Consider the following 16,381-nt stretch of genomic DNA (forward strand, 5'->3'; position numbering starts at 1 on the left):
TAGAGTTATGCTAATTACTCAAGCCAATACCAATCAAGTCGACTTTGCCAAAGGCGAAGGGTTGCTGCCTGCTATTGTGCAGCACGGCTTAAGTGGCGAAGTACTCATGCAAGGCTACATGGATGCCGCCGCATTAACGAAAACACTGGAAACCCAGAACGTGACGTTTTTCAGCCGCAGTAAACAACGCTTGTGGACCAAAGGGGAAAGCTCCGGCCACACCTTGCAGCTTCTAAGTGCACATACCGACTGTGACCAAGACAGCTTATTGCTACTGGCATTGCCGCAAGGCCCTACCTGTCATTTAGGTACACGCAGCTGTTTTAGCGACGCGGCCGCATTGCCAATGTTGCAAAAGCTTATGGATACCATTGAGTCACGCAAAGGTGCGACGCCCGATAGCAGTTATACCGCATCGCTATTTGCTCAAGGCATAAAACGCGCCGCGCAAAAAGTTGGGGAAGAAGGTGTTGAAGTAGCACTCGCCGCAACCGCGGGCGACAACGACGAGTTACTCAATGAAAGTGCCGACCTGCTCTACCATTTACTGGTGGTGCTCGCCGCGCGAGATTTGTCTGTTAACGATGTGCTTGCGGTACTGCAACAGCGGCATCAGTCCTGAGCCGCTGCCTGCTCAAAGCGTGCACTGTGATCGCGCTTGTAACGGCGGCTGACAATCAGCAGTCGCCAACTTAACAACACCGCGGCCACGCTTAAGCCAACAATAAAGCCAATCCACATACCGGCAGCGCCCATAGCCGGTACTATCCAATCGGTTAACGACAAGATAATCCCCAAACTTAACCCAAATGGCCAATACGACACAAAGGTAATAAACATGACAACCTTGGTGTCTTTGTAGCCACGCAATGTACCGATAGCAATGGCCTGGAAGGTATCTGATAGCGTGAATATTGCCGCCAGCCCCATTAGCGTGGCAGATAGCTGAATGACCGCCTGATCGTCCGTATAAAGCCCCGCCAGCCATGCGCCAGCAAGGTACATGATCAGCCCGTTCACCGCCGCAAAGCTCATACCGTACAGTGTTGCTAATTTATGACTCAACATGGCGTTCGCCGGGTTCCCTGCCCCCAGCGCAAAGCCCACGCGCAGGGTAACCGCCATGGATAAACTCAGTGGTACCATGTAGACCAATGAGGAGATATTGAGGGCAATTTGATGGCTGGCCACCACCGTAGCGCCAAGCGGTGCAATCACCAAGGCAGCAGCCGCAAACAGGCTCACCTCGAAGAACATCGACGTGGCAATCGGGAAACCCAACCGCAAAATGTACCAAATATCGTCCCAGTTCGGTGCATGAAACTGCTTGAACACCTGCAGTTTTTTAAACCGTTCCACCACCGACACGTACACCAACATGCCCAGAGCCATCACCCACAGCACAATGGCTGTCGCCAATCCACACCCAGCACCGCCGAGCGCAGGCATGCCAAACTCACCATAAATAAAGATGTAGTTAACCGGAATATTCACGATTAAACCCAGCACGCCAATAACCAGCGACGGTACGGTGTGCGATAAACCCTCGCAGAAATTACGCAGCACCATGTACATCACTAGTGCCGGTATCCCGAAACTGACGAAGTACAAGTAGTCTAATGTAACCCGACGGAATTCTTCTTCGACGGTCATGGCATTGAGTATGAGTGGCGCACACATGATCACGGCTAAGCACAGCACTCCGCCGGCCAACGCCGCGTAGATGCCCTGCTGCACCATATTGCCCACTTTGTGTTGCTTACCGGCGCCGTCAAAATGCGAAATAATGGGTGCCAGTGCGAGCGCCAGGCCTAAAATTAAGAGTGTTGAAGGTACCCAAATGCTGCCCCCAACCGACACTGCGGCAAGATCAGTGGCACTGACACGCCCGGCCATGAGCGTATCGACCACGCTCATCAGCATTTGCGTTAATTGCGCAATCAAAATAGGCCCGGTAAGGCGGCCTAACTTAATCGACTCAACCCACCAATGATTTGGTTGTTGCACGTTTGCTACTCCTAGTCTGAGCCGAATAAGGCCCAACCAGCATCCAGGGTTTCTATGAAACGGTTAATTTGGTCGGCGGTATTATACGCCCCTAATGACACTCTGACGACCGCTGGCAGCTGCCAATGTTGCAATAAAACTTGCGCACAATGATGACCGGCCCGCACCGCAATATTATGTTGATCAAGCCATGCTGCAATGTCGTAGGCTTGAAAGTTATCGCTATAAAACGCCACGGTTGGCGTGTGGGCAGTACCGCTTGGCAATACGCTTAGCCACTCACGCGCGTGCAAGTGTTGCACCAACAGGGCCCGCAATTGTGTGAGACGCGCATGCGGTTGCTGTTGTTGCAGCCAATTCACCCCTGCTGCTGCGGCCACCGCTGCGCCAGTGTTGGGGCTGCCTGCCTCAAATTTATGAATGCTGTCAATCCAGGTTGCAGTGGTTTCGGTAACCTGCTGCACAATACCGCCGCCTACCTGAAACGGCGCCATGACCGACCATAGCTGAGGCGCTAGATAAGTAACCGCGCAGCCGTTCAGCCCATACACTTTATGCGCACTAAAAATTAGTGCATCGCAATGCCAGCTAGCTATGTTTATATCACTGTGCGCAGCGATTTGGGCTGCGTCAACAATGGTTATAGCACCCTGTTCACGGGCTGCTTGCAACAGCGGTTGAATATCAAATATTGCGCCCGTCACATTGCTGGCTGCCGTAACACTAACAACCCGCGTGCGGGCATTTAACAGATGTTGCCATGCCCCAAGTTCACCGGTTTGCCGATCAATTGGAATGTATCTCAGTTTTAAATCATGAAGTTGCGCGAGGCGTTGCCACGGCAAAATGTTCGCATGATGTTCAGCGGCACTTAATAGGATTTCATCGCCGGCTTGCCAATCAATCGGAAGTTGCTGCGCAAGACCATTTAAGGCAGCAGTGGTTGATGCCTGCAAGGTAACATTTTCGGCATTAGCACCAATAAAATCCGCAAGTGCGGTGCGTGCTTGCTCAAGTGCTGTCGTCGCTGCCCGCCCAAGCTGATGACTGGCACGATGCACATTGGCATGATGCTGTTGGTAATAAGCTGTGTAGGCTTGCAACACCGCATCCGGTACCTGACAGGTCGCCGCGCTATCGAAATAGATAAAATCAGGATTCTGGCGAAGCAACGCGAACTCTTTCATGCTCGTATAACCTACACGTTTGGAGTTAAACCAGACACTCAGCGTCACGATGACGGGTGACAAAATCAACAATCGCAGGGTTCACCAACTGCGGATGTGTGACCGGCCCCATATGTCCGCAGTCCAGCGTTTCTGACTGCGCATCCGGCAGCACCTGCAGGAGGTGGTGCGCAACACAGCGGGCACTTTCTTGCGTATACTTGCCTTGCAGTAATAATACTGGGACAGTCACGTTGCGATAATCGGATAGCTTGTGCGGCTCGCCCATAAGTGCGGCGAAATCACGCGTGACTTTAGCTGCCTGAGCCGTCATACCGGCGCGAATCCGCTCCGGTAATGCATCGAAAAAGCCCGGTTGATTCCAATAATCAACAAACCCACGTGTCGCGGCTTCCGCATCTTCTTGATACATCTGTGCGGCGATTCGTTCAATTTCAGCGCGGGCGGGTTCATTGGCTTCCAGTACATGAAATGCCACTGGCTCAAACACCACCAGTTCGCGTACTGGCACCGGCTGCTCAAGCGCGAGCTTTAACGCCAAAGCACCACCATACGAATGGCCAACTAAGGTAATAGGTTGTTGTTGCCACTGCATTGCCGCAATCGCTTCCAGTACACGGGGTAATTCATCGTCAAAGCGAAACGCTTCTGCTTCAATGTCATCAGTCGCCGGTGCTTTACCATAGCCCAATAAATCAATCGCCAAGATGTCGAAATGCGCACCAAGCTCTTGAATGAGCCCGCGCCATTGGCCGCTGTTACTTTGCGAACTATGCAATAACAGTAATGGTGGTTTACCTACGGCGCCAAAGCGATGTACGCCGGCTGGCAAAGTCATAAAGCACCACCAATGAAGGCACCGATCAGATATCCGGCTTGCAATAACAGCACACTAAAGGTACCCAGTACGCCAACGGTGCGTGCCCACGATGGCCCAACCGACATGGTTAAACCCAAAGCATGACAAATACGCGCTACAAATAGTGCTGCACCCAAGCCATACAATAAATCTACCGCAGCACCTTGCAGTTCCATTACTACCAACAACAATAGCGATAACGGCACGTATTCTGCAAAATTACCGTGAATGCGCACTGCAACTTTTAAGTCTTGTGAGTCGCCGGTTCCCAGACCAACACGGTCACGCCAGCGTAAGCGAATAATATTCACTGATAAGGCAAAATATAACAGGGTAAGTAATCCTGCATACAACATGCTAATTGGCAGATTGATATCCATGGCTGATTTCCTTGTTCTTATATGATGACATGAAGTTAGCTACAAAAAAGCCCACACAAGGTGGGCTTTCGAATTCTACGTTCGTGCGCTGAAGGTTACTTCAATAAACGACCAAGTTCGTTACTGATATCTTCAACGTCACCGGTTCCATCAACTTTGTGGAACTTAACCTGACCTTGTTCAGCTAGTTTACGATAATATGCCACCAAAGGCTCGGTTTGTTCATGATAAATTGACAGGCGCTTACGCACGGTTGTTTCTTTGTCATCATCACGAATTACCAAATCATCGCCAGTTTCATCGTCTTTCCCTTCAACCTTAGGTGGGTTGTAGGTTACATGGTACACACGGCCTGAACCTGGGTGTACCCGACGGCCTGCCATGCGCTCAACGATAACTTCGTCTGGCACATCAAATTCCAATACCACGTCTACATCAATGCCGGCAGCATGCATGCCGTCAGCCTGTGGAATAGTACGTGGGAAACCATCAAGCAAAAAGCCATTTTGGCAGTCCGGCTGTGCCACACGCTCTTTCACCAAGCCAATCATGATGTCATCCGACACCAGTTTACCGGCATCCATTACGGCTTTGGCTTGTTTACCTAAGTCGGTACCTTCTTTAATTGCAGCGCGCAGCATGTCACCCGTTGAGATTTGCGGAATCCCAAAGGTTTTCATCAAAAACTGCGCTTGCGTACCTTTCCCTGCGCCCGGAGCGCCCAACAGGATAATGCGCATGAACAACCTCTTCTTACTTAATGTGTTTAATGCGGAAAAGTTAAGGTCGAACTTTACCTTGCAGTAACAGGCTTTACAAGTCCGAGCATTGCCGACTTTGGTCTGACAATGCCCGAAATTAGCGTATTTGCTGCAATTTTCCGCAATTTGGAAGTTTCAGCAGCATTTAGCTCTGGGTAAGCTCCAACATCAGCTTGTTCAACCGCGCCACAAACTGCGCTGGGTCTTTCAAACTGCCACGCTCAGCTAAGGTAGCCTGATCAAATAGCACGTGCGCCCATTCGCCGAAACGTGCGTCGTCATCAAGCCCTGCTATGCGCTGCACCAAAGTATGTTCTGGATTAATCTCAAAAATATACTTGGTTTCCGGCACTTTTTGGCCGGCCGCTTCCATTAGCTTGGCCATTTGGGTGCTCATGTCGTTGTCATCAGTGACAATACACGCTGGTGAATCGGTTAAACGATGCGTTACGCGCACTGATTTAACTTTATCGCCAAGTGCTTTTTCAAAGCGTTCCAATTGCGTTTCAAAAGCTTTTTCAGCCTCTTCATGCTGCTTCTTGGTGTCTTCGTCTTCAAGGTCACCAAGATCAAGATCGCCGCGTGTCACAGACTGGAATGGTTTCTCTTTATAGTCGGTCAAGTGACTCATGAGCCATTCGTCAATACGCTCTGACAACAGCAGAACTTCAATGCCTTTCTTACGGAATATCTCTAATGCTGGGTTGTCACGTGCAGCTTCATAGCTGTCAGCAACAATGTAGTAGATTTTGTCCTGCTTATCCGACATCCGTTCAAGGTACGCATCAAGGCTCACTTTCGCCTCGCTGGTATCTTCATGTGTTGACGCAAATCGTAATAAACCAGCGATAAGTTCTTGGTTCGCATGGTCTTCGGCCGGGCCTTCTTTCAATACCGCACCAAAGGTATTCCAAAACTCTTGGTATTTTTCGGCATCGTCTTTCGCCAGCTTGCTCAACATGCTCAAGATTTTCTTCGTGCTACTGTTGCGCATTGAACGGGTAATCTTGTTGTCTTGCAAAATTTCGCGCGACACGTTCAGTGGCAAGTCTGCAGAGTCCATCAAACCACGCACAAAACGCAGGTAGGTTGGCATCAGCTGCTTGGCGTCATCCATAATGAACACGCGTTTCACATAAAGCTTAATACCGTGCTGTGTGTCGCGGTTCCAAAGATCCCACGGTGCACGCTTTGGAATATACAACAAGCTGGTGTATTCCGAGGTGCCTTCCACCTTGTTATGGCTCCACAGCAGTGGGTCATCAAAGTCATGGGCGATGGTTTTGTAGAATTCTTTGTAGTCTTCGTCTGAAATATCCGCTTTCTCACGCGTCCACAAAGCCTGGCCTGAGTTAACTGCTTCCCAGCCATCTTGCTTGCCGTCATCATCGCGTTTCGGCATTTGTACCGGAATACTCAAATGATCAGAGTATTTGGTAATAATGCTCTTCAAACGAAATTCGTCGAGGTACTCGTTGGCGTCTTCGCGCACATGTAAAATAATATCGGTACCGCGTTTGGCCTTATCGATTTCGCGCAAGTCGTACTCACCCTCACCGCGTGAAGACCATTCTACGCCTTTGTCAGCGCCTGCCGCGCGGGTACGCACAGTGACGCTGTCCGCAACAATAAATGACGAATAAAAACCAACACCAAACTGACCGATTAAACGGCTGTCTTTTGCTTGGTCGCCAGAAAGCTGGCTAAAGAAGTCGGCGGTGCCTGACTTTGCGATGGTACCAAGATTGGTCATTACTTCTTCGCGGGTCATACCAATACCGTTATCACTGATGGTAATGGTGTTAGCGTCTTTATCAACACTCACGCGAACCGCCAGTTCCGCATCATCAGCTAACAAGCTGCTATCGCTTAACGCTTTAAAACGTAACTTGTCAGCGGCATCCGATGCGTTTGATACAAGCTCGCGCAGAAAGATTTCTTTATTTGAATAAAGTGAATGAATCATTAGATGAAGCAATTGCTTCACTTCGGTTTGAAAACCATGGGTTTCTGCTTGACGGGTCTCCGCCATAGTGATCTCTCCTACACTATTTCTGGGTTAATCGAATGTGATTAAATGAGGTATAGAAGAAAGATGGGGGTGGCACCGATGTTTTCAAGCGCCATTGGTGTAATTTAACCAATTAATGCCTAATTAATTGTTCTCCATGGTTTTACGGCCGCTGAATGCATGCCCCAACGTTGCTTGGTCGACATACTCCAGTTCGCCACCAACTGGCACCCCATGGGCAATACGCGAGGTGCGTATTTGACGGGCCCGCGCTAGGTCGGCAATAAAGTGTGCGGTGGCTTCGCCTTCAACCGTCGGGTTGGTTGCTAAAATAATCTCTTCAATCGGTTCTTGCTGTAAGCGCTTCGCCAGTATGTCTAAGCCAATATCTTCAGGGCCAATGCCATCGAGTGGCGAAAGGTGGCCCATAAGCACAAAGTAGCTGCCTTGATACTGGCCTGTTTGTTCAATCGCTAGCACATCCGCCGGTGTTTCAACAATGCACAGCAAACCGCTGGTGCGGCGCTTCTCATCGCTACAAATGGCACATACATCTTCTTCTGTTAGGGTGCGGCATTGACTGCAATGCCCCACCCGCTCCACCGCTTCGGTAAGCGCCTGCGCCAAGCGCAAAGCACCTTCACGTTGACGTTCCAACAGTTGAAACGTCATACGCTGAGCGCTCTTTGGTCCTACACCAGGCAATAAGCGCAGTGCGTTCACCAATTCTTGTATCGCAGGACTAAGACGCATGCTGGAGCCTTTTGTTAAAACGGCATCTTGAAACCTGGTGGCAAGTTCATGCCGCCAGTTACTTCAGCCATTTTTTCTTTGCTGGTTTGTTCAACGCGGCGAACTGCGTCATTGATTGCCGCAGCAACCAAGTCTTCAATCATTTCGTTGTCGTCGTCTTCGAATAGGCTCGGATCAATGCTGACACGACGTACGTTATGATTACCTAGCATGGTTACTTTCACCATGCCGGCACCGGCTTCGCCAGTCACTTCTAAATTTGCGATTTCGGCCTGCGCTTTTTGCATGCGATCTTGCATCTGCTGCGCTTGCTTCATCATGTTACCCATTCCGCCTTTAAACATAACTACCTCTATTCGCTTTAATTATTCAGGTTTTACAGAGTCAGCGTTAAGCTGTGCTCCAAATGTACGTTCAAGTTGCTGAGCAATTTCATCATCTGCTAATGATTGCTTGGCAATGTCCAATCGATGCGCATTGATGCGCTGTTGAATCTCAACCGGCGTTGCGGCAGCGGCGTCGCCCACCAAAATATCCTGCAAAGTCATATCAAACTGGGCCGCCATCACTTCTTTAATGGTGCCTACAGCGCCATCATTCAACAGGTAAGCCCAATTTTTTCGCACCATCAAAACATACGCGTCGTTATTTTTCTGCAGTACGCTGTTGCGGGCAAGTTGACGTGTAAGTCCATGCAAGTCGAGCTCATCGATCATCGCAGCCCATCGGTCGATTTCTGCGGCACGTTTGGTGGTGGCAGTGATTTCGCTTTCCAGCTCAGGAAGTTGTTGCGTAGGTGGCTGCGTATGCTCCTGATGCTGAGCAGCAGGTTCTTCAACTTGCCCCGGTGTCGGTTCATGCCCGGTATCTTCAACCGGCTCATGCGCTGGCACTTCAGGTTCGGAAGGTTCCTCTGGCGCAGTTTGAATTCGGGCAGCTTGTTCGGCTACTTCAGGATTTTTTTTTTGCGACAGCGCATCGCGCGTTGCTAGCAATGCTTGCAAGTCGTTCGGTCGCGTGCTCTCAGGTTGCGTGTCAGGTTCAGGCTGTTGCTGTTGTTCAGGTTTAGGTTTAGGCTCAGGTTCTGGTTCAGGTTCAGTCTCTGCTTCAGGTTCAGGCTCTGGCTGTGGCGCTGTCAGGTTCGAAGGTGGTGGCGCGGTGGCAGTAACCGTCTTCGTTTTGGTGACCATTTCTGCCGGTGCTTCTACCACTTCAAGATACTCTGGTCGAAATGCCATTAGGCGTAACAGTGTCATTTCCACACCGCTGCGTACATCACTGGCGTAATTAAGATCACGGCGCCCCTGCACCAAAATATCGTAGAAAACTTGTAGCAGCTCGGCCGGCAATTGCTGTGCTAAGTGCTGCGCTGCAGGCTCAAGGCCCGTTGCTTGTGCTGTCGCTGGTACTGCTTTAAATAACGCCAACTCATGCACTAAATTTTGCATTTCAGGTAACAGACCACTTAAGTCAGGTACCTGACCCGCAACAGCATCCAAAGTTTGCAGCATCACTTCAGCATCACCGGCCAACAATTGCTGCATCAACTGAACCAATTGATAACTTGGCACACTGCCAAGCATTTGCTGAACACCGGCCATGGTTACAGCATGATCGCCCTGCGCTATCGCTTGATCCGTTAAACTTAATGCATCGCGCAAGCTGCCCTGCGCTGCTCGTGAAAGGGCTTGAACTGCCGCTTCATCGAACTCTATTGATTCGGCCGCTAAAACTTTCTGCAGATGCCCAGCAATTTCATCCCGTGACAATGCCTTCAGATTAAACTGCAAGCATCGCGATAAAACAGTAATGGGTAATTTTTGAGGATCGGTTGTCGCAAGCAAAAACTTCACATGCTCTGGCGGTTCTTCCAGCGTTTTAAGTAACGCATTAAAGCTGTGCCGAGATAACATATGAACTTCATCGATAAGATAGACTTTATAGCGGCCTTGTGTTGGCGCATATTGCACGTTATCAAGCAACTCACGTGTGTCTTCAACTTTGGTACGTGACGCCGCATCAATTTCTAGCAAGTCGACAAATCGGCCCTGATCAATGGCTGTACACGCTGAACATTGACCACACGGTTCAGCAGTTACGCCTTTCTCGCAGTTAAGGCTTTTGGCAAGAATACGCGCAATTGTCGTTTTACCAACACCACGGGTACCGGTGAGTAGCCACGCATGATGCAAACGGCCTGTTTGCAGCGCGTTAAAGAGGGGTTTTAGCACATGCTGCTGCCCCACTACCTCACTAAAATTTCGTGGTCGCCACTTGCGTGCGAGAACTTGATAGCTCATTGCCAATATCTTCTTAATCGGTCGCTTCAGATAAGCAATTAACTTACCTTAAAAAGAGCACAGGGTATAGTATGGAATCGCTGCTTGTTCTAATCGCTGAGCACCTGGTAAGTCGGATAAGGTAATCACAAAAGCGCATTCGATAATGGTTGCTTGCTGCTTGGTTAGCATCTCGACAGCGGCCAAAATTGTACCCCCAGTTGCTAACAAATCATCGATAACAACAATACGATCGTCTGCGGTAATATCTTCTGCGTGCAACTCAAGGGTGTCTTCGCCGTATTCTAACGCATAGGCTTGCGACACTATCTTGCGTGGCAACTTACCCGGTTTGCGTAACGGAACAAAGCCTACACCCATTGCGTACGCCAGTGCAGTTGCAAATATAAAGCCGCGCGCTTCAATTCCGACAATTTTAGTAACGCCTTGGTCGCGATACCGCTCCGCAAGCGTATTAATGGTTTGGCGAAACGCCGCACCATCAGCCAATAATGGCGTAATATCGCGAAAAATAATACCCGGCTTCGGGTAGTCTGGAATGGCTCGAATATAGTCAGCTATCTGCATTAAATGTCTCAGGCAGTTGTCTGTTGTGGTTCACCTGTAGCTGCCGCTAAGTCAGTTAACAAACCAAGCAAGCGTTTTGCATCAACAGGTTTTGGAAGGCACAAGTTCGCGCCCGCTTTGTCAGCTAGCGGCTGCACTTGCGATGCATCTTGTGTGGTCATCAATATAATAGGGGTTTGTTGATATTGCTCTATTTGGCGCAGGCTCTTTATTAAAGACAAGCCATCCATTAAGGGCATTTTATGATCAACCAATACCACATCAAAATGATGATTTTTACTACGATTTAAGCCGTCAAGGCCATCATTGGCGCAACTTATCGTAAACGGGCTTTGTTCGATAATTTGAACAAGTTGATCCCGCGTCGCTGGCTTATCCTCAACCAGCAATAATTGAAGTGACATAACGTGCCTTTTTAACGTAACAGCTTACGCTGAAAAGAATTTGTACCATGCGAGTACCGCAGGTAACACTGGAACTGCAACGAATACAACTACTGCAAGCCAGCCCATTTTTACGCCCGATTCATCACGGAAGTTTTGATCATGTGCCATAAAATACATCCTCACTGACTAATATTTTGCGGTGCGGATCATACTTTAATTGGCCGATGGGAACAACATGGCTCTTTGGTATAAATCCGGAACCGTATTTACCAGACCTTGATATAGCTGCGACTGGTCAAATTGTGGTAATTGCTGTGCCAATGCTTCAGCTATTTCTGCCAAGCTCTGGCTGGGGTGCTGCTGTAAATAGTCCACTAGCAACATTGTAACTGGATTAAGTTGCATGAATTTGACACGTGAAGTGAAGTACAGTTCCGCGCCTTCATCAACCCGATAAACGGCTAAAAAAATAGGCGTTGCAAGAGGTTCGTCCGGAATAGCGTCAGCCGCGATAGTGTGCACCGGATAATCAAATGCGTGCCACGTTAACGATGGGTTCACGCGCCAAGTAAGTTCCTCAATAGCGCGCGAGGTGGGCGCTGCACGACACGTTTCCGAAAAATGGTAAGCATCAAGCTCCATTCTCTCGTAAACCGCCAATTGATAGCAGAATGGCGGTAGCCACGAGGCTTCGTAGTTGGAAATAAAGGTCACAAACTCGGTACCAATTTCAGCAAACAGCGGCGATGTCGCTTGGTGTTTTGCAATAAAATCGTCGACCAAAAGCTGCCAGTGTTGCGCGCTTAATACTGATTTTAACACCGGAAAGCCCCGCGCAATAAATCCATCTATATTATTGCGAACCAAGCGCTGATAAACAGCTAGGCGCCTTTGCTCGGCCGCAGGCGGCGCAGCTGAATTGGGCTCTCGAAGCCACGCAGCCCACTGAAGTTGAATACGTTTAAAGTCAGACATAACTGGGTTTAAGCCTTCGCAGCTACCGCCTTTACAGCGTTCACTTCTTGCAACAAGGTAGCGAGCGGCGGCACATTAAAATCACGCTCAAGCAACATCGGAAATTCACCGTGCTGTTGATATGCATAGTTCATTAAGTCGAACACTTCCTGTCGGATATCGGCGCCATGGGTATCAATTAATAAGTCCGGCGCCTCTTCAAAGTGGCCGGCTATATGCCCATAGGTGATTCTTTCGGTTGGTAAACCGCGGATGAATTCGTGCGGGTCATAATTATGGTTTACGCTATTCACGAACACGTTGTTCACGTCCAGTAATAGCTCGCAATCCGACTTATCCAACACGCGGTTAATAAACTCCAACTCGGAGATATCTGTCGCTGCTGGCGTGTAGTAGGAAACGTTTTCAAGCACTAAAGGCCGCTCAATAAGCTCTTGTACACGACGAACGCGTCCCGCCACATAATCAGCCGCGTCTTCACTGAATGGAATGGGTAGCAGGTCATACAGATGCCCCTGTGCCGAACAGTAGCTCAGGTGCTCGCTATAACGCTCAATTTTGAAGCGATCAAGAAACTCCTTAACCCGAAGAACAAATTTTTCGTCCAGCGGATCAGGGCTGCCAATTGAGAGTGACAAGCCGTGACAACTAATTGGGTACTGTTCACGTATACGATCGAGCTGATACGTGGCTTCATAACCGCGATCGAGCCAGTTCTCTGGAGCAAGTTCCCAAAAATCAACGGCGGGCGTTTGTTGCAATACGTCCTGCAAAAACTCCCGCCGTAAGCCAAGACCTACTATGCGCCGCACTTCCCTTCACCGCATTTGCCTTCGCCACACTTACCTTCTTCTTTCATTTTGGCTTTTTCAGCAGCCTTTTCTTTGGCTTTGTCGCCGCCGCATTTGCCTTCACCGCATTTGCCTTCGCCGCACTTACCTTCTTCTTTCATTTTGGCTTTTTCTTTGGCTTTTTCGCCACACTTGCCTTCTTCTTGCATTTTGGCTTTATCTTTATCGGCGCCACAACGCATTTCTTGTTGTTGCTGCTGTTCTTGTTGATAGCCACCAGCGAGTTCAGCATAACCAAATGGATTCGCTGACGCAGACGCTGTTGCGCCCGCTGCGCTTACCAATAATGCACCTACTGCAACTGATACTGATTTTTTCATGGCTTTCATGATTTTTTCCTCTTGGTTTGTTATGTCTAACTAGACTAACACTTTCTATAGAAACGTGTCTTCAATAAGAATAGTTCACCAAAAACAAAAAACCCCGCAAAAAAGCGGGGTTTTACAATTTCTTTATTTGTGGTGTGTTCGACGCTAATTAAAGCGATACGCCACGATTAGACGCTTTTTGGCGAATATACTGTTCCCAGCTAACTGCGTTGCGACGCTGGCCACTCGATTTCTTAGCTTCTTGAACCGACTTCAGCGCTTCGCGGAAGTTGTTGTCATAGAAGTAAGCTTCGGTCAGTGACATATAGACACGACCTTCTTCCTCGATGCCTAAATCTAGCGCTCTCAAGAACGAATCAGCTGCTTTCGAGTACTCTTCGGCACGCAGGTACGCAGTACCTTGGCGACGATAGAACTCAGCTTTGTCTTCTTGAGTTTCCTGCAATTCAGCAGAGAGACCGTACATTGCGGCTGCTTGCGAATACTCACGAGCTTGCTCAAAACTACTGGCGGCACTTTGATAATTACGTGCGGTTTTTTCAATATCGCCCGCATTTAAGTGTTTCACCATAAGCGTCGCTGCTTTGTAAGGAATCCGTGAGTTGGCATAAAGTTGGATAAGCGCCTTTATCTGGCTTTCTTTGTCCATGTAACCTGCCAAGTACGAGATTTCTAACGTTTGCAAGGCCTTGTCAATTTGCTCAGTCAGCATGTACAACATACCTAGCTGACTCCACCAAACTTTTTCAGTTGGTAGTTTGTTCAAACCGACTTCAAGTACCTTAATCGCTTCGCGGTAGTTTTCAGTTTCGTAATACGCGGCAACTTTCAATACGTATGGGTTTTTGTTGAATTCGCCTTCGGCTTCATAAGCTGCAATAGCTAAATCAGCAGGGCGAACAATCTTTTCAAATTGCTTCAGCTCATAATAAGCATTAGCAATACGCAAAAACACATCCGGATCAGCTTCACCAGTAAACTGCAACCAACGCCCGTAGTAGGTTAACGCTGTACGATACTCTTCAGACTGAAGCGCAAGGTCGGCGGTTAACTTTAGTACCAGAGATTGGTCACCAAAGCCGAGAACGTCTGCATCAGCAGCTTTTTTGACCAGGTCAAAAGCTTTCTCAACTTGGTTGTCTGCGGCATACAAGTTACCAAGAAAACGATTCAAATAGGCGGTATCAAATTCACTACTTGGGTTAATTTCTTCCAAGATAGCAATAGCGCCTTTTGTATCTTCTTCCTCGGTATACAGATCAAGTGCAGTCATCAGGCGACGACCAACTCGTTCGCTTACCGTTTGATTACGTCGGCTCTGCTTGGCTGCTTCCACAGCTTCCGCAGAAGGCAAGTTGTAATTGATTTCTTGTGAAGCAGCAGGCGCAGATGCGACTGCCATCACAGTACACAATACACTCGCACTAAGTAATGTTGTGAGTTTTTTGTGCATCATCGATTACTCCTGATCCAACGTGAAATCAAGCTGAACAGTCTGGCCAGTCTGACGTACAGGCTTGCCATCAACTACTTTCGGCTTATATTTCCAACGCAACAGCGCGCGACGAGCTTCCTGGTCGAATACACGACGTGGTTCTGAGTCAATAACTTCGACATCAGTTACACCGCCGGCTTCGTCAATCGTGAAGCGCAATTGCACCCAACCCTGAATACCATCACGTGCAGCTGCAGGTGGATAGCGCGGGTTGATACGAACTATTGGTGTTGCTTCGCCATCTCGAACCGCTAAACCACCAGCGTTAAGGCCGGTATCAGTACCACCGACATCGACATCAAAACCGAGGTCAAGATTCATACCATCAGAGTCTGACGTATCAGGCTCGTTTGGCGGAGTCTCAGGCGGTTGCTGAGGCGGAGGCGGAGGTGGTGGTGGCGTACGACGACGCTGATCCACATCCGAATCCGGTGGCGTTGTTACGAGTTCAATCGGTGCAGTCGGTGGTGGACCTTCGTTACGTCCCTCACCGCCGCTAATCAAAAAAGCCATGAAAGCGAACAGAAGGAACGTAGCTGCAGCACCTAATAGTATTGATACTATAAAGCGCACCATATTAATCGTCCTCTGCGGCTATGGATATCTTGTCAATACCCGCTTCCTTAATTTGATCCATGACTTTAACGACAACACCATGCTTGGCTTCTTTGTCCGCCTGAATCACTACGATATCAGTTGGCTGTTCTGCCAATAGACGTTCAATGTTGGCGCCTACGCGTTCAACATCAACCATACGCTTGTCCATCCACACTTCGCCATTCGCACGAATCGCGATGAAGATGTTTGCAGAAGGTTTCTTTTCTGCCTGACTTGCTTCTGGCTTGTTCACGTCAATACCAGCTTCTTTTACGAAAGAGGTGGTTACGATGAAGAAGATCAACATGATGAATACGATGTCGAGCATCGGCGTCATATCGATCGCTGCATCTTCCTCTTCACGAAAACGTTTACGTGCCATAATTCTTCTCTCTTAATGATGTGGCAAACTGTCGACCAATTTTTCTTTAGCTCGACGCACCCGTGTTTCAAGGCGAGAAGCAAAGAACATTCCTGACAATGCTGCAACCATACCCGCCATTGTCGGGATAGTCGCCATCGAAATACCCGACGCCATTAAGCGTGGGTTACCAGTACCTTGTACCGCCATGATTTCAAATACAGCAATCATACCGGTTACAGTACCGAGTAGTCCGATTAACGGACAAATCGCAACGCAGGTTTTGATCAACAATATACGCGCATTTAGCTTTTCGTTGGCTTCAGAAATCCATGCATCACGGATTTTATGAGCGTACCAAGAGGTGGTATCTTCCCGGGCGTTCCAACGATCGATGATATCTTGCTTCATCTTCGGGAACACCCCGGTAAGGAACCAAAAGCGCTCGATCATGAGAACCCACATGAGGAAGAGCGCCCCCATGACGACGAATAATACGTCGCCACCGGTACCCAGAAAATCCCTGATAGATTCCCAAAGCTCCATCAGGTATACCATAGGA

The 16,381-nt window shown here is 48.9% G+C and carries 20 protein-coding genes; 1 reads left to right on the plus strand and 19 read right to left on the minus strand.

From position 1 onward, the window contains the following. Positions 1-7: 7 nt before the first annotated feature. A complete protein-coding gene (hisIE, locus tag EGC76_RS00120) occupies positions 8-622 on the plus strand; it encodes a bifunctional phosphoribosyl-AMP cyclohydrolase/phosphoribosyl-ATP diphosphatase HisIE (protein ID WP_128351002.1) in 615 nt (204 codons plus the stop codon). Here hisIE and EGC76_RS00125 read toward each other — a convergent pair. From EGC76_RS00125 to EGC76_RS00210, 19 genes are all read right to left on the minus strand, one after another. Continuing rightward, positions 613-2,007, minus strand: coding sequence for an MATE family efflux transporter (locus tag EGC76_RS00125; RefSeq protein ID WP_246013855.1), 1,395 nt, complete (start codon positions 2,005-2,007; stop codon positions 613-615). The two genes, hisIE and EGC76_RS00125, sit on opposite strands and share 10 nt — an antisense overlap. A gap of 11 nt (positions 2,008-2,018) precedes the next feature. Then, positions 2,019-3,194 (minus strand): aminotransferase class V-fold PLP-dependent enzyme, encoded by a 1,176-nt coding sequence (locus tag EGC76_RS00130; RefSeq protein WP_128351003.1) that lies wholly within the window; start codon positions 3,192-3,194, stop codon positions 2,019-2,021. A 25-nt stretch (positions 3,195-3,219) separates the two neighbouring features. Beyond that, on the minus strand, positions 3,220-4,032 hold the full coding sequence (locus EGC76_RS00135) for an alpha/beta fold hydrolase (protein WP_128351004.1): 813 nt from the start codon (positions 4,030-4,032) through the stop codon (positions 3,220-3,222). Further along, the gene (locus EGC76_RS00140) at positions 4,029-4,433 is read right to left on the minus strand and encodes an MAPEG family protein (protein WP_128351005.1); all 405 of its coding nucleotides are present in this window, start codon (positions 4,431-4,433) and stop codon (positions 4,029-4,031) included. Before EGC76_RS00140 ends, EGC76_RS00135 begins: the two co-directional genes overlap by 4 nt. Before the next feature lie 95 nt (positions 4,434-4,528). Further along, entirely contained in the window at positions 4,529-5,173 is a 645-nt protein-coding gene (adk, locus tag EGC76_RS00145; RefSeq protein ID WP_128351006.1) for an adenylate kinase, read from the minus strand. A 166-nt stretch (positions 5,174-5,339) separates the two neighbouring features. Next, on the minus strand, positions 5,340-7,226 hold the full coding sequence (htpG, locus tag EGC76_RS00150; RefSeq protein ID WP_128351007.1) for a molecular chaperone HtpG: 1,887 nt from the start codon (positions 7,224-7,226) through the stop codon (positions 5,340-5,342). A 123-nt stretch (positions 7,227-7,349) separates the two neighbouring features. Continuing rightward, a complete protein-coding gene (gene recR, locus EGC76_RS00155) occupies positions 7,350-7,958 on the minus strand; it encodes a recombination mediator RecR (protein WP_128351008.1) in 609 nt (202 codons plus the stop codon). Positions 7,959-7,972: 14 nt separating this feature from the next. After that, positions 7,973-8,302 carry a YbaB/EbfC family nucleoid-associated protein gene (locus EGC76_RS00160; protein ID WP_128351009.1) on the minus strand — a complete coding sequence of 110 codons (330 nt, stop codon included), beginning with the start codon at positions 8,300-8,302 and terminating at the stop codon, positions 7,973-7,975. A gap of 21 nt (positions 8,303-8,323) precedes the next feature. After that, complete coding sequence (gene dnaX / locus EGC76_RS00165) at positions 8,324-10,258, minus strand: DNA polymerase III subunit gamma/tau (RefSeq protein WP_128351010.1); 1,935 nt, start codon at positions 10,256-10,258, stop codon at positions 8,324-8,326. 48 nt (positions 10,259-10,306) lie between these two features. Beyond that, positions 10,307-10,825: an adenine phosphoribosyltransferase gene (locus tag EGC76_RS00170; RefSeq protein WP_128351011.1), complete on the minus strand. Its 519-nt coding sequence runs from the start codon at positions 10,823-10,825 to the stop codon at positions 10,307-10,309. 8 nt (positions 10,826-10,833) lie between these two features. Next, a complete protein-coding gene (locus EGC76_RS00175; protein WP_128351012.1) occupies positions 10,834-11,229 on the minus strand; it encodes a response regulator in 396 nt (131 codons plus the stop codon). A 24-nt stretch (positions 11,230-11,253) separates the two neighbouring features. Then, positions 11,254-11,379 (minus strand): hypothetical protein, encoded by a 126-nt coding sequence (locus EGC76_RS12020; protein WP_281277708.1) that lies wholly within the window; start codon positions 11,377-11,379, stop codon positions 11,254-11,256. 45 nt (positions 11,380-11,424) lie between these two features. Further along, entirely contained in the window at positions 11,425-12,186 is a 762-nt protein-coding gene (locus EGC76_RS00180) for an HvfC family RiPP maturation protein (RefSeq protein ID WP_128351013.1), read from the minus strand. 8 nt (positions 12,187-12,194) lie between these two features. Beyond that, a complete protein-coding gene (locus EGC76_RS00185; RefSeq protein ID WP_128351014.1) occupies positions 12,195-12,998 on the minus strand; it encodes an HvfB family MNIO-type RiPP peptide maturase in 804 nt (267 codons plus the stop codon). After that, a complete protein-coding gene (locus EGC76_RS00190) occupies positions 12,986-13,366 on the minus strand; it encodes an HvfA family oxazolone/thioamide-modified RiPP metallophore (RefSeq protein ID WP_128351015.1) in 381 nt (126 codons plus the stop codon). Before EGC76_RS00190 ends, EGC76_RS00185 begins: the two co-directional genes overlap by 13 nt. A 148-nt stretch (positions 13,367-13,514) precedes the next feature. After that, positions 13,515-14,822: a tetratricopeptide repeat protein gene (locus EGC76_RS00195; RefSeq protein WP_246013856.1), complete on the minus strand. Its 1,308-nt coding sequence runs from the start codon at positions 14,820-14,822 to the stop codon at positions 13,515-13,517. 3 nt (positions 14,823-14,825) lie between these two features. Beyond that, the gene (locus EGC76_RS00200; protein WP_128351016.1) at positions 14,826-15,437 is read right to left on the minus strand and encodes an energy transducer TonB; all 612 of its coding nucleotides are present in this window, start codon (positions 15,435-15,437) and stop codon (positions 14,826-14,828) included. Between the two features lies 1 nt (position 15,438). After that, a complete protein-coding gene (locus tag EGC76_RS00205) occupies positions 15,439-15,840 on the minus strand; it encodes an ExbD/TolR family protein (protein WP_092855554.1) in 402 nt (133 codons plus the stop codon). A 12-nt stretch (positions 15,841-15,852) separates the two neighbouring features. Beyond that, on the minus strand, positions 15,853-16,377 hold the full coding sequence (locus EGC76_RS00210) for a MotA/TolQ/ExbB proton channel family protein (RefSeq protein ID WP_128351017.1): 525 nt from the start codon (positions 16,375-16,377) through the stop codon (positions 15,853-15,855). Between the last annotated feature and the right edge of the window lie 4 nt (positions 16,378-16,381).

Source organism: Pseudidiomarina gelatinasegens, from assembly GCF_004025325.1.
Classification (GTDB): domain Bacteria; phylum Pseudomonadota; class Gammaproteobacteria; order Enterobacterales; family Alteromonadaceae; genus Pseudidiomarina; species Pseudidiomarina gelatinasegens.

Bases quoted from the DNA above. Each gene is read 5' to 3' on its own strand.
- hisIE (WP_128351002.1), top strand. From the start codon at position 8: ATGCTAATTACTCAAGCCAATACCAATCAAGTCGACTTTGCCAAAGGC.
- EGC76_RS00130 (WP_128351003.1), bottom strand. From the start codon at position 3,194: ATGAAAGAGTTCGCGTTGCTTCGCCAGAATCCTGATTTTATCTATTTC.
- EGC76_RS00135 (WP_128351004.1), bottom strand. From the start codon at position 4,032: ATGACTTTGCCAGCCGGCGTACATCGCTTTGGCGCCGTAGGTAAACCA.
- EGC76_RS00140 (WP_128351005.1), bottom strand. From the start codon at position 4,433: ATGGATATCAATCTGCCAATTAGCATGTTGTATGCAGGATTACTTACC.
- adk (WP_128351006.1), bottom strand. From the start codon at position 5,173: ATGCGCATTATCCTGTTGGGCGCTCCGGGCGCAGGGAAAGGTACGCAA.
- htpG (WP_128351007.1), bottom strand. From the start codon at position 7,226: ATGGCGGAGACCCGTCAAGCAGAAACCCATGGTTTTCAAACCGAAGTG.
- recR (WP_128351008.1), bottom strand. From the start codon at position 7,958: ATGCGTCTTAGTCCTGCGATACAAGAATTGGTGAACGCACTGCGCTTA.
- EGC76_RS00160 (WP_128351009.1), bottom strand. From the start codon at position 8,302: ATGTTTAAAGGCGGAATGGGTAACATGATGAAGCAAGCGCAGCAGATG.
- dnaX (WP_128351010.1), bottom strand. From the start codon at position 10,258: ATGAGCTATCAAGTTCTCGCACGCAAGTGGCGACCACGAAATTTTAGT.
- EGC76_RS00170 (WP_128351011.1), bottom strand. From the start codon at position 10,825: ATGCAGATAGCTGACTATATTCGAGCCATTCCAGACTACCCGAAGCCG.
- EGC76_RS00175 (WP_128351012.1), bottom strand. From the start codon at position 11,229: ATGTCACTTCAATTATTGCTGGTTGAGGATAAGCCAGCGACGCGGGAT.
- EGC76_RS12020 (WP_281277708.1), bottom strand. From the start codon at position 11,379: ATGGCACATGATCAAAACTTCCGTGATGAATCGGGCGTAAAAATGGGC.
- EGC76_RS00180 (WP_128351013.1), bottom strand. From the start codon at position 12,186: ATGTCTGACTTTAAACGTATTCAACTTCAGTGGGCTGCGTGGCTTCGA.
- EGC76_RS00190 (WP_128351015.1), bottom strand. From the start codon at position 13,366: ATGAAAGCCATGAAAAAATCAGTATCAGTTGCAGTAGGTGCATTATTG.
- EGC76_RS00195 (WP_246013856.1), bottom strand. From the start codon at position 14,822: ATGATGCACAAAAAACTCACAACATTACTTAGTGCGAGTGTATTGTGT.
- EGC76_RS00200 (WP_128351016.1), bottom strand. From the start codon at position 15,437: ATGGTGCGCTTTATAGTATCAATACTATTAGGTGCTGCAGCTACGTTC.
- EGC76_RS00205 (WP_092855554.1), bottom strand. From the start codon at position 15,840: ATGGCACGTAAACGTTTTCGTGAAGAGGAAGATGCAGCGATCGATATG.
- EGC76_RS00210 (WP_128351017.1), bottom strand. From the start codon at position 16,377: ATGGTATACCTGATGGAGCTTTGGGAATCTATCAGGGATTTTCTGGGT.